Below are 11,830 nucleotides of genomic sequence, written 5' to 3'. Positions count from 1 at the left end.
CGCCGTGCTGACGGGAGCGCCGTCGGCGACCACGTCGGGAATCCACGACGCCTTCAACACCTCCGCACCGACGACCGTGACGACGACGGAGCCCAGCGCCGTGACGACTGACACCAAACCCGCTGTCACACCCTGCCTTTCGGGCACTTCGAGGCCCGTCGCCAGGTTGTACCCGGATGCGCCGATCGCACCGGCCGCCACGCCGAGCATGCCACTACACGCGATCGCCAGCGGTAGCACCGACACGCCGAGCACCATCGCGAACGCCGCGACGGTGCCCACCGCGATCCCCCCGAGAAGAGTCGTGGCCGGACCGATCCTGCCGCCCAGCCAGCCCGCACCGATTCCGCCCAGTGCGATACCGAGATTGGCCGCGGCGAACAGCACAGCGACCGCCTCCCCGCTGCCCAATCCGTAGCCGACACCGAGCTCAACGGGCACGTAGGCGACCAGGCCGACCAACTGCAGCATGCTCCGGAACGCCCCCGCCGCCAGAACCAGCGTCAACAGTGTCAACAGCACCGGGCGGGTCAGCGCCCGAATGTCGATGACCGGCGAGTCGACCCGCAGTGTCCGAAACACCCACCCGCACAACGCAAGAACAGATCCGGCCAACAGCGCCGTCGTCCCCATTGCCAACCACCCCACCTCGCTGCCGAGGCTGAAATAGCCGAGCACCCCGGCCATTCCCGCCCCGAGCAGCAGTGCGCCGCCCACGTCGATCCGAGTGGCCGTGCGGACCGGCGACTCCGGGACGACGGCGCGGACACCCACCACGGCGACCGCGGCGAGCAGCGCCGCCACCCCGAACACACCTCGATGACCGAACTGCTCGATCATCGGTTTCATGAGGAACGGCTCGACGATGCCGACGACCGACGAGCTGGACGTCACGAGCCCGACCACGCCCATCGCGACCCGCCGCGCACAGATCTGCAGCACAAGGGCCACCGTCAGGAAGACCGCGGCGAACGCGGCGCCTTGAAAGAACCGGCCCAGCAGGAAGATCCACAATGTCGGAGCAACGAGGCACAGCACCGAACCCGCGCACGCCAGTAGCAGCGTGCCGACGAGGACCCGGCGCTTGCCGTGGACGTCGGCGCTCTTGGCGAGCAGCGGCGACCAGATGGCGCCGGCGAGCATCGCGCTGCCGGTCAACCAGGCGGCCTGGTCGGTGCCGAAGTGGTCCAGCAACTGGGGCAGCACCATGGTCGGGGAGCCGATGACGACGTCGGCCAGGACATTGGCGAGCGTGAGCACGGCCACCCACAGAGCGAGTCGCCCGTTCACCGGGTGACGGCCTCACAGAGCGTGAGATCCGTTGTGGCGCCCCGTAGTCCGCGCTGCAGCAGACCGACGAGGCCGAGGCGCTGCAGCAGCGGCACCGCACAGAGTTTGATGTTCCGCAGGAGTAGCTGCGCCCGGGTGCGGACCAGTACGGTGCCGTCGGTGCGCAGCGCCAGGGCCTGATTTCGCTCCACGTGGGCACGCATCCGCTGCTGGTAGGCCGCGAACGCCTGCTGCGGCCGATCGTGCGCGGCGAGTTCACTGGCCAGGACATAGGCTCCGCTGACCGCGATGCTCGTACCCTGGCCGGACAGGAACGACGGCGCGTACGCGGCATCCCCAACGAGTGCCACGCGACCGCAATGCCAACGGTCCATGCGGACCTGGCTGACGGTGTCGAAGTAGACGTCGTCGACGGCGGTCGCCGTGTCGATGATTTCGGCTGTGCGCCAACGGTCGTCGGCGAACGCATCATGCAGCGCCGCGACGATCTCGGCGCGGTCGCGTGGATCCACGGTCCCCGGTTCCGGGTGGATGAACGTCAGGAAGGCCCGGGCGGCACCCCCGTCGGACGGCCGCTCGACCAGAACGGTGCGCCCGGGGTGGGAGTAGAAGAACCCGGCACCCGGGTCGAACATGTCGGTCGGGAGATCCCACACCGCTGCGTACGGCCCCAGGTGGTGCAGGTAGCGAACCTCGTCGCCGAAGACGAGTTCGCGGGCGGTGGAGTGGATGCCGTCGGCGCCGATCACCACGTCGAACCTCTCCGCGCGACGGCGGGCGAAGGTGACGTCCACACCGTCGTCATCGGAGGACAGGTCGGTGATCGTGTCCCCGAAGACGTACTCGACGCGATCCGCGGTGGCACCGTGCAGGATCGACGTGAGCGCGCCGCGGGGGAGTTCGACGTCGGCGGTGTCCGAGGAGGCGAGCAGGTTGCCGTAGTCGAGTGTGCAGAGCCGGTGCCCGGCAGGGGACAGCAACCGTACGGGGACGTGGCGGTAGCGCTGAGCGGCGACCCGGTCGTAGAGGCCCATGCGGCGGATGACGTCGACCGCCGTGCCGCGGACGTCGACGGGATAGCCGCTCGTCCGGAGTCGGTCGGCCCGTTCCACGACCGTGACATCCCAGCCTGCGTCGGAGAGCCAGTAGGCGAGCACGGGTCCGGCGATGCTCGCTCCGGAGATGAGGGCGCTGCGGGTTGTCATGGGTAGCCTCCGAACTCAGCGGCGGACGATTAGATACACGACTGTTGCTTACTCGGACGGTAATGCTGTGAGATAAGCTACGCAAGTGTCGCCTAAGCGCCCTACCGGTCAGCGCCGTCGCGGCGCCGCCCTGGAGTCGGCGATCCTGGAGGCGGGGTGGGATCAGCTCATCGAGGCCGGGTACGCCGGCTTCACCATCGATGCGGTCGCAGCAAGGTCTGAGACGGCCCGCTCGGTGCTCTACCGGCGCTGGCCGACGCGCACCGATCTGCTCGAGGCGGTCATCCGCCACCGGGGTGCGGTCGACGCGGTTCAGATCCCGGACACCGGGTCTCTGCGCGGTGACGTGCTGGCGGTGCTGACCGACTTCAACGATCGGCGGTCCGGGATCATCGGCGGCTTCGCCGCGCTGTTCGGCGCCTACTTCGACGAGGCGGGCAAGTCCCCACAGCAGCTCCGCGCGCTGTTCATGAGCGACGGGCCGGGCGCGATGCACACGATCGTCGAGCGGGCGGTCCGTCGCGGCGAACTCTCGGTCACACCGTCGGCGCGCATCGTGGAACTACCGGCCGACCTGCTACGGCACGAGCTGTTCATGACCATGGCCGCCGTACCGCCGGAGACGATCGAGGAGATCGTCGACGACGTGTTCCTACCTCTGGTCAGCTGGCGAGCAGGTAGACCACCGACGCCAGCGCGAACGACATGAAGCCGATCGCGGTCGCGATCACCGTCCACGTCTTCAATGTGGTCACGGTGTCGAAGCCACAGAAGCGTCCGATCAGCCAGAAGCCCGAATCGTTGACGTGCGAGAAGGTGATCGAGCCCGCGGCGATCGCGACGACGACCGCCGCCAGCGCGACACCGCCGAGGCTCATCTCCATCACGGCCGGGGCCATGATCGAACCCGCCGTGGTGGCCGCGACCGTCGCCGAGCCCTGCGCGACACGGAAGGCGATCGCGATCAGGAAGCCCGCGAGGATGACCGGAAGTCCGAGGGCGTCGAGGCCGTCGGCCAGGGTCTTGCCGATCCCGGTCTCGGTGAGGACCCGGCCGAACGCACCGCCCGCACCGGTGATCAGGATGATCGAACAGACCGGCGCCAGCGCGTCGTCGACGAGGTTCTCCAACACCCCGCCGACCGGCTCCCCGCGGCCGCGGCGCGGCCGGATGTAGAGCAGCACCATGGCCAGCAGGACGCTGATCAACAGCGCGATCGAGGTGGTGCCGATCAGGCGCGAAAGCTGGTAAAAGACATTGTCTTCCGTCACGGCGCCGTCGGCCTCGAGGGTCGAGAAGATGGTGTTGAAGAAGATCAGAGCGAGCGGCAGCAGCAGGACGAACATCACGGTCCAGAACCCGGGCCGTTCGTCTTCCGGGTAGTCCTTCGGTTCGCCGAGCAGGTTGGGGACCGGCATGTTCGGGTAGCGCTTGGCGATGATCAGGCTGAGCCGGTAGCCGGCGAGGTACCAGGTCGGCAGGCCGACGAGCAGCGCGATGATCACCACCATGCCGACGTCGGCGCCCATCACGGTCGCCGCCGCCGTCGGGCCTGGGTGGGGCGGGGTCAGCGCGTGCATCATCAGGAACGCACCGATGGACGGCAGCACGTACAACATGAACGATCCGCCGAGGCGCCGGGCCACCGTGTAGATGATCGGCAGCATGACGATGAAGCCGGCGTCGAGGAAGATCGGGAACGCGTAGAACAACGACGCCACGGCGAGCGCGAGCGGCGCCTTCTTCTCACCGAACCGGTGCAACATCTTGTCAGCGAGAACCTGTGCGCCGCCGGTCATCTCGACTATTCGGCCGAGGACGGCGCCGAAGCCGACGAGTAGCGCCACCGTGCCGACGGTGTTACTGAATCCGGCGATGACGACGTTGATGACGTCGCCCATGCTGATTCCGGCGGCGAGACCGGTGATCACGCTCACCACGATCAGCGAGAAGAACGCATGCAGCCTGACCTTGATGATCAGGAAGAGCAGTACGGCGATCGCGGCGAGCGCGATGACGATCAGCAGGGCGGCAGGCCGCTCCGCAAGAGTTATCTCGTCCATGGAGACCCTTCAGGAGTGGTGAGCGGGAGGCGGCCGTCGTCAGGCGAGCCGTCGTCGGGTGGTCGTCAGGAGCCCTTCGGCGCCGGTCCGAGTTCGCGCAGCAGATCGCCCATGCGCGAGTACGCCTTGTTGCGGTAGGCGATGACCGCGGCCTTGGTGGCATCGTCGAAATCGCCGGTCCAGCCCTTGCCGTTCTTGGTGCCGTGGCGGCCGGCGTCGACGTTGTCCGTGAGGAGCTTCGGGGTGGCCATGCGCTCCCCGAACTCGTTCTCCAGGGTGCGGAAACCCTTGACGTACACGTCGAGTCCGGCCTGATCGGCGATGGCGAACGGTCCGAAGAACCCGAGCCGGAAGCCGAAGGTCGTCCGGACGATCGTGTCGACGTCCTCCTTCGTGGCCACGCCCTCTTCGACGATCAGCGTCGCCTCTTTCAGCAGTGCGTACTGCAGGCGGTTGAGGGCCATCCCGGGGGTGTCGGCGACCTGCGCGCCCTCACAACCGGCACGGACGAGCAGATCCTTGATGGCGTCGATGACCTCTTGCGTGGTGGCCTCGCCCGCGACGAGTTCCACCCCGGGGATGAACGGCGCCGGGTTGGAGAAGTGCACGGTGAGGAAACGCTCGGGGTTGGTGACCGCTTCGACGAGCACCTTGACCGGGATGGTGGAGGTGTTGGTGCCGATGATCGTGTCCGGCCGGGCGCTCGCGCAGATCCGCGCCAGCACTTCCTTTTTCACGTCGGGGTCTTCGAAGACGGCTTCCATCACGAAGTCGACGTCGGCGACGGCGTCGTCGATGCTCTCACCGGCGGTGAGGTTGCTCATGATGGTGTCCGCACTGCCCTCGGGGAACAGGCCCTGCTCCTCGAACTCCCTGGCTTCCTTCTCCAGGCGCTTGAGGGCGTCGCGGGTGGCGTCGGCGCTGACGTCGGCGATCTTGACCTGGAATCCGTTGAGTGCCAGTACCTGGGCGATACCGCCGCCCATGTAACCTGCGCCGACGACTGTGGCGGTGTTGATCTTGCGCATGAGGTGTCCTTCAGGTCGGGTCAGGCGAGTGCGGAGGTGAGAACTTGCTGGATGTACTCGCGGTTCTCGGCGCACACGCCAAGGGAATCGGAGCCGTAGTGCTCGCAGCAGAACGGGCCGGTGTAGCCGAGTTCGAGTGCGAGACGGATCATCTGGCGGTAGTTGATGTATCCGTACTTCAGCGGGAGCGGTGCGGAGCTGTACGCCCCGGTCGCCGGGTCGTAGTCGCGCGAGTAGTTCTTGATGTGCCAGAAGTTCGAGTACGGCAGCACTTTGGCGTACATCTCGCTGAAGTGCGGCATCGGGCGGTGCAGGCGGATCAGGTTGCCGAGGTCCGGGTTGAGCCCGACGGCGTCGTGGTCGACGTCGCGGATGAACCCGACGGCCTCATCGGGTGTCCCGATGTAGGTGTCCTCGTACATCTCGAGGCTGAGCTGGATGCCGTTCGCGCGGGCGTGGTCGCCGAGTTCGCGGACACGCTCGATCGCCAGATCGCGCAGCGCCGGGTCGTCGACGTGGCCCACGGTCAACCAGAACCAGATCTGTTCGGCCTGTTCGGGCGTGATCGCCTGCATGAAGCCGGTGTTGACGATGGTGGCGCCGAACGACGGCGCCAGGTCGATGAGGCGATGCGCGTCGGCCAGGTTGCGCTCACCGTTCTCCACGTCGACGACCGAGCTGCGCGTCATCGAGATCGACGAGATCGCCAGCCCCTCGTCGCTCAGGACGGTGCGGAACTCCTCGACCCGGCTGTCCGACAGCGCGGCGAGCGGCACCCAGGCGTCGGTGGGATCGATGTGGTCGAACCCCAGCTCGCGGACCTGACGCAGCTGCTTGGCCCACACGTCGGCCGGGGCGTCCTTGATGTGGCCGCCGTCGGGGGCGCGGTTGCCGAAACCGAGCATGTTCGCCGCGATCGGCCAGTTGTGAGCGGAGTACAAGCGGGACCTCCAAGTGGTCTGAGTCACAAAGGCTGACTAATTCCTATAGGATATAGGGCGGCGCGATGTTGTCAATGCCGGTAGGATCCGCTCACTGATTCAGTGCGGCGTTCTCCGGGCCGTGGCACGGCCCGGATGCGGAAAGGTCTGTAGTGGAAGCCGACGAGGACCGCAAACCGATACGCAGCACGCTCGTCGATCAGGTCTACGAGCGCCTGATGGAGCTGCTTCTCGATGGCACGCTGAAATCGGGCGATGCCGTCAGCATCGACGGAACCGCGCGCCACCTCGGCGTCTCGCCGACGCCGGTGCGCGAGGCGTTGGCTCGGCTCGAATCCACCGGGACCGTCGTCCGGGTGGCCATGCGCGGCTACCGCGTGCCCGAGATGCCGGACGCCAAGGAGATCGCCGACATCATGGACGCGCGCCTGCTCATCGAGCCGCGGCTCGCGGAATTGGCTTGTGCGCGTGTCGATGACGGCTGGCTCGACGCTCTGGAGAAGGCGATCGACGAACAGGAGCGGGCACCGCACACCTCCGATGCGGCGGCGATCCGCGAGTACCACCGCGCGGATGAACGGTTCCATCGGCTCATCGCCGAACATGCGGACAACGCCGCGCTGCTCCGCGCCTATGACGCACTGGGCGGCCACGGGCAACGCTTTCGACTGTTCATCGGGATCGGTGTCCGGGACTCCGCACATGCGATCGCCGAGCATCGGGAGCTGCTGGCGGCGCTGCGCCGCGGTTACGGACCCGAGGTGTACCGGATCATGCACTCGCACATCGTGAGCGTGAAGGAGCGCGCGCTGAGCGAGCACGCCCAGGCCGTACGGGCGGCGGCGCCGCTGACGTGACGGACAAAATCCTATAGGATCGGGCGATACGCACCGCGTCGCCAACGTGCACTGCGGTCGCACCGGCCGATCCCGAAGGACGGAACAATGACGTACCTCCTCAACTCTCCGGACAAGTTCGCCGACGAGGCGGTTCGTGGCCTCGTCGCCGCGAATCCCGATCTCCTCATCGAGGTACCCGGCGGTGTCGTCCGGTCGACCGAGACACCCCAGGGCCAGCCGGCCCTGGTGATCGGGGGAGGGTCCGGCCACTACCCGGCCTTCGCCGGGTGGGTGGGCCCCGGCATGGGCCACGGCGCCCCGTGCGGAAACGTCTTCGCCTCGCCGTCGGCCTCCGAGGTCTACTCCGTGGTGCGCAATGCCGAGAACGGCGGTGGCGTCATCCTCGGGTTCGGTAACTACGCCGGCGACGTCCTGCACTTCGGTCTCGCCGCGGAGAAGTTGCGTCACGAGGGCATCGACGTACGCATCGTGACCGTCAGCGACGACATCGCCTCCAACAGCCCGGAGAACCATCGCGACCGCCGCGGCGTCGCGGGCGACCTGCCGGTGTTCAAGATCGCCGGTGCCGCAATCGAAGCCGGCGCCGACCTCGACGAGGCCGAGCGGGTGGCATGGAAGGCCAACGACGCGACCCGCTCGTTCGGCCTGGCTTTCGAGGGATGCACGCTGCCCGGTGCCACCGAACCGCTGTTCCACGTGGAGAAGGGCTGGATGGGCGTCGGGCTCGGCATCCACGGCGAACCCGGGGTGCGGGACAACCGACTCGGGACCGCGGCCGAGGTCGCCGACCTGCTGTTCGACGGGGTCACCGCGGAGGAGCCGGCCCGCGGTGAGAACGGCTACGACGGCCGGGTCGCGGTGATCCTGAACGGGCTCGGCACGGTGAAGTACGAAGAGTTGTTCGTCGTGTACGGCCGGATCGCCGAAAGGCTCGAGCAGCAGGGCTTCACCGCTGTGCGCCCGGAGGTCGGCGAATTCGTCACCAGCCTCGACATGGCCGGTGTGTCGTTGACCCTGGTCTACCTGGACGAGGAACTCGAACGGCTGTGGACGGCGCCGGTGGAGACCCCGGCCTATCGTCGCGGCGCGATGCCCGCGGTGGAACGCCCCGCGCGCACCAAGACGTGGGACGCGGCGGCGACCGACATCCCGCAGGCCAGCGAGGACTCCCAGGCCTGTGCGCGCAATGTCGTTGCCGCGCTTGAGACTTTCCAAAAGGTGTGCGCCGAGAACGAGGCCGAGCTGGGCCGCATCGACGCCGTCGCCGGCGACGGCGACCACGGCCAGGGCATGGCGTTCGGTTCGCGCGGCGCAGCGCAGGCCGCGCGTGCGGCAGCCGGACAGGGGGCCGGCGCCCGGACCACGCTGCTGCTGGCCGGTCAGGCGTGGGCCGACGCGGCGGGCGGAACCTCAGGCGCGCTGTGGGGTGCGGCGTTGACCAGCGCCGGTGGCGTCTTCTCCGACGCCGACGGCTCCAATGACCGAACGGTCGTCGACGCGGTGTACGCCGGCATCGACGCCATCCTGCGGCTCGGTGGCGCCAAGCCGGGGGACAAGACGATGGTGGACGCCGCCGTACCGTTCCGCGATGCGCTGGTCGAGGCGTTCGACACGCAGGCGGGCCCCGCGATCATCACCGCGGCACGGGTGGCGAGCGAAGCGGCCGAAAAAACAGCGGATTTCACCGCGCGGTTGGGACGCGCGCGGGTACTCGGCGAGAAGAGTGTCGGCACCCCCGACCCCGGAGCGCTGTCGTTCGCGCTTCTGATGAAAGCACTGGGCGAGCACCTGACCAGGTGATCGTAAATCGAGAAGGAGAGAACAATGGCGTTGCGGATAGTGATCGGCGGCGACAACGCGGGATTCAACTACAAGGCGGCGTTGCGTAAGGACCTCGAGTCCGACGATCGGGTGGCCTCCATCGAGGACGTCGGTGTCGCCGACGTCGACGACACCACCTCTTACCCGAACGTCGCGATCGCCGCGGCCGAGAAGATCGCCAAGGGTGAGGCCGACCGTGCCCTGCTGATCTGCGGTACCGGCCTCGGCGTCGCGATCGCCGCGAACAAGGTCAAGGGCATCCGGGCGGTCACCGCCCACGATCTGTACTCCGTGCAGCGGTCCGTGCTGTCGAACAACGCGCAGGTGCTGTGCATGGGCGAACGTGTCGTGGGACTGGAATTGGCGCGGGTCCTGGTGAAGGAATGGCTCGGACTGGAATTCGACCCCCAGTCCTCCTCCGCGGCCAAGGTCGACGACATCTGCGCGTACGAGGGTGACTGACCCGCAGGCGCCGGACGCGGCCCGGTTGTGGATCGGCACCAGCTGGAAGATGAACAAGGGCCTCGCCGAATCCCGCGGATACGCCCGGGGACTCGCCGATCATGTGACCGCTACCGCACTGCCGGGCGTGCAGCCCTTCGTCATCCCGTCCTTCACCGCACTCACCACCGTGCGCGAGGAACTCGGCGCCGATTCGCCGGTGCTGCTCGGTGTGCAGAACGCGCACTGGGACGATGAAGGCGCCTGGACGGGGGAGGTGTCGGTCGCGCAGGCGAAGGACGCCGGTGCCCAACTCGTCGAGATCGGCCACTCCGAACGTCGCGAGCATTTCGGGGAAACCGTGGAGACCACCCGCCTCAAGGTCGCTGCGGCTCTGGCGCACGGACTCACTCCCCTGCTGTGCATCGGGGAGAGCGCCGACACCAAGAGCGCAGGCGAGTCCTCCCGATTCATCCTGGACCAGGCGGCCGGCGCGTTGGACGGTCTCACCGACGGGCAACTCGGCCGCGTTCTCATCGCTTACGAGCCCATCTGGGCGATCGGCGAGCACGGGCGCCCCGCGACCGTCGAGGAGCTGCGCGCGCCGTTCGCGGATTTGCATCGTGAATATGGCGGTCGCACAAGGGGTTTGCTCTACGGCGGCTCCGTGAATCTCGACAACGCCGAGGAGCTGCTCGGCATCGACCACGTCACAGGGTTGTTCGTCGGCCGGGCGGCCTGGCAGCTGCCCGGGTATCTGCGACTCCTCGCGATGGCCGCACGCCATCCCAAGGCGGCCGCCTGACCGGCTAGCGGATCTGGTCGATGCCGCTGACGACGGTCAACCGGCCGCCGTCACCGGGATCGGGGTCCGGGATGACCACCTCCGGATCGATCAGGTAGACGTCGTGGCCGTCGAGCGTCAGCCGGCGGACCACCTCCAGCAGCGTGCGGCGGGCCACGTCGTCGATCGAGTAGACCATCGTGACGTCGAGCGCCACCCGGGACTCGAGCGGGGCGGTCTCCACCGCTTCCCGGACCACCTTCTCGGCACCGGCGAAGCGGATTCCGCCCTGGAGCCGGAAGACCCGGATCGCGTCAGGGCCGGTGCCGACGACCTTGTTGGACCGGACCACTGCGCGTGCGGCAGGGGGGACCTCCATCAGATGCAGGCCCATGTCGGACGAGAACCGTTCGAACAGAGAGACTCCGCGAACGCTGTTGCCCTGGGCGTCCAATCGCGGTGAGAACGTGGCGATTCCGATCTGACCGGGCAGGGCTCCGATCACGCCGCCGGCCACACCGCTCTTCGCGGGTATGCCGACCTGCGTGGCCCAGTCCCCGGCGGCGTCGTACATCCCGCAGGTGGACATCACGCTGAGCACCTGGCGGACCACGGCGCCCGAGACCACCCGTTCGCCCGAGAGCGGGTTGACCCCGCGGTTGGCCAACGTGGCGGCCATGATGGCCAGGTCCCGGGTCGTCACCAGCAGCGAGCACTGGCGGGTGTACCCGGCGACGACCGTCCCGGGATCCTCGGTGAGGATGTCGTAACTGCGGAGCATGTGCGCGATGGACAGGTTGCGGTGCGCGTGATCCATCTCCGACGAGCACGCCGATTCGTCGGCCGCCAACCGCCGACCCGCGAACGCCGACAGGCCGTCGACCACCCGCTCCAACCGCTCTGCCGCGTCGAGTCCTTCGGGCCCGGCGAGTGCGTGCGCGGTGATGGCGCCCGCATTGATCATGGGATTGAGGGGGCGTCCGGAACCGCCCTCGAGCGAGAGCTCGTTGAACGCCTCCCCGGACGGTTCGACACCGACCTTGGCGAGAACCGCGTCGAAGCCGCGGTCGGCGAGGGCCAGTGCGTAGGTGAACGGTTTGGAGATCGACTGGATCGTGAACTCGGTGTCGGCGTCCCCGGCGCTGTAGACCGCACCGTCCACCATGGCGAAGGCCGCGCCGAGTCGATCGGGGTCAGCGGCCGCCAGTTCGGGAATGTAGTCCGCGAGCGCACCGGAGGTGTCCGGGGCGATGTCGTCGAGCACCTCGGTCAGGTAGTCGGGAATCGGTGACCGCATATTCCTCCTACCTCGGGGCCCGTTCGGCGTTGACAACCACTTTCGCACGAGTCCGCCATGCGACCGCGGTTCCCCCAGGCCCGCGTGCGCTATCCTCTTA

Annotated in this window: 11 protein-coding genes; 5 read left to right on the top strand and 6 right to left on the bottom strand. The window is 67.9% G+C overall.

Translation table 11 applies throughout. The features are described from left to right. A partial coding sequence (locus AU194_RS12065) for an MFS transporter (protein WP_059089473.1) occupies window positions 1-1,290 on the bottom strand: 1,290 nt, incomplete at its 3' end. Further along, window positions 1,287-2,495 (bottom strand): FAD-dependent monooxygenase, encoded by a 1,209-nt coding sequence (locus tag AU194_RS12060; protein ID WP_059089472.1) that lies wholly within the window; start codon window positions 2,493-2,495, stop codon window positions 1,287-1,289. The genes AU194_RS12065 and AU194_RS12060, both read right to left, overlap by 4 nt. An 85-nt stretch (window positions 2,496-2,580) precedes the next feature. Here AU194_RS12060 and AU194_RS12055 point away from each other — a divergent pair, with 85 nt between their 5' ends. Further along, window positions 2,581-3,204 (top strand): TetR/AcrR family transcriptional regulator, encoded by a 624-nt coding sequence (locus AU194_RS12055; protein ID WP_059089471.1) that lies wholly within the window; start codon window positions 2,581-2,583, stop codon window positions 3,202-3,204. Here AU194_RS12055 and AU194_RS12050 read toward each other — a convergent pair. The 3 genes from AU194_RS12050 to AU194_RS12040 form a co-directional block, all read right to left on the bottom strand. Beyond that, the gene (locus AU194_RS12050; protein ID WP_059089470.1) at window positions 3,158-4,558 is read right to left on the bottom strand and encodes a GntP family permease; all 1,401 of its coding nucleotides are present in this window, start codon (window positions 4,556-4,558) and stop codon (window positions 3,158-3,160) included. The two genes, AU194_RS12055 and AU194_RS12050, sit on opposite strands and share 47 nt — an antisense overlap. A gap of 65 nt (window positions 4,559-4,623) precedes the next feature. After that, window positions 4,624-5,586: a 3-hydroxyacyl-CoA dehydrogenase family protein gene (locus tag AU194_RS12045; RefSeq protein ID WP_059089469.1), complete on the bottom strand. Its 963-nt coding sequence runs from the start codon at window positions 5,584-5,586 to the stop codon at window positions 4,624-4,626. Window positions 5,587-5,606: 20 nt separating this feature from the next. Next, on the bottom strand, window positions 5,607-6,527 hold the full coding sequence (locus AU194_RS12040; RefSeq protein WP_059089468.1) for a sugar phosphate isomerase/epimerase: 921 nt from the start codon (window positions 6,525-6,527) through the stop codon (window positions 5,607-5,609). Window positions 6,528-6,679: 152 nt separating this feature from the next. Here AU194_RS12040 and AU194_RS12035 point away from each other — a divergent pair, with 152 nt between their 5' ends. The 4 genes from AU194_RS12035 to lerI all read left to right on the top strand — a co-directional run bounded on the left by AU194_RS12035 (window position 6,680) and on the right by lerI (window position 10,454). Next, the gene (locus tag AU194_RS12035; RefSeq protein WP_059089467.1) at window positions 6,680-7,384 is read left to right on the top strand and encodes a GntR family transcriptional regulator; all 705 of its coding nucleotides are present in this window, start codon (window positions 6,680-6,682) and stop codon (window positions 7,382-7,384) included. Window positions 7,385-7,471: 87 nt separating this feature from the next. After that, window positions 7,472-9,187, top strand: a complete 1,716-nt coding sequence (gene lerK, locus AU194_RS12030) for an L-erythrulose 1-kinase (protein WP_059089466.1) — start codon at window positions 7,472-7,474, stop codon at window positions 9,185-9,187. Window positions 9,188-9,211: 24 nt separating this feature from the next. Further along, on the top strand, window positions 9,212-9,670 hold the full coding sequence (derI2, locus tag AU194_RS12025) for a D-erythrulose 4-phosphate isomerase DerI2 (RefSeq protein ID WP_059089465.1): 459 nt from the start codon (window positions 9,212-9,214) through the stop codon (window positions 9,668-9,670). Then, on the top strand, window positions 9,663-10,454 hold the full coding sequence (gene lerI / locus AU194_RS12020) for an L-erythrulose 1-phosphate isomerase (RefSeq protein ID WP_059089464.1): 792 nt from the start codon (window positions 9,663-9,665) through the stop codon (window positions 10,452-10,454). Before derI2 ends, lerI begins: the two co-directional genes overlap by 8 nt. A gap of 4 nt (window positions 10,455-10,458) precedes the next feature. Here the strand turns inward: lerI and AU194_RS12015 are convergent, their stop codons facing one another. Continuing rightward, window positions 10,459-11,730 carry a glutaminase gene (locus AU194_RS12015; RefSeq protein WP_059089463.1) on the bottom strand — a complete coding sequence of 424 codons (1,272 nt, stop codon included), beginning with the start codon at window positions 11,728-11,730 and terminating at the stop codon, window positions 10,459-10,461. Window positions 11,731-11,830: the final 100 nt, after the last annotated feature.

Origin of the sequence: Mycobacterium sp. GA-2829, from assembly GCF_001499965.1 — a bacterium.
Lineage (GTDB): Bacteria > Actinomycetota > Actinomycetes > Mycobacteriales > Mycobacteriaceae > Mycobacterium.
Note: the sequence above shows the minus strand (reverse complement) of the source record. Positions and strands in the feature narration are given on the sequence as shown.

Coding starts and splice junctions, on each gene's coding strand:
- derI2 (WP_059089465.1), top strand. CDS start 9,212: ATGGCGTTGCGGATAGTGATCGGCGGCGACAACGCGGGATTCAACTAC.
- AU194_RS12045 (WP_059089469.1), bottom strand. CDS start 5,586: ATGCGCAAGATCAACACCGCCACAGTCGTCGGCGCAGGTTACATGGGC.
- AU194_RS12015 (WP_059089463.1), bottom strand. CDS start 11,730: ATGCGGTCACCGATTCCCGACTACCTGACCGAGGTGCTCGACGACATC.
- AU194_RS12050 (WP_059089470.1), bottom strand. CDS start 4,558: ATGGACGAGATAACTCTTGCGGAGCGGCCTGCCGCCCTGCTGATCGTC.
- lerK (WP_059089466.1), top strand. CDS start 7,472: ATGACGTACCTCCTCAACTCTCCGGACAAGTTCGCCGACGAGGCGGTT.
- AU194_RS12060 (WP_059089472.1), bottom strand. CDS start 2,495: ATGACAACCCGCAGCGCCCTCATCTCCGGAGCGAGCATCGCCGGACCC.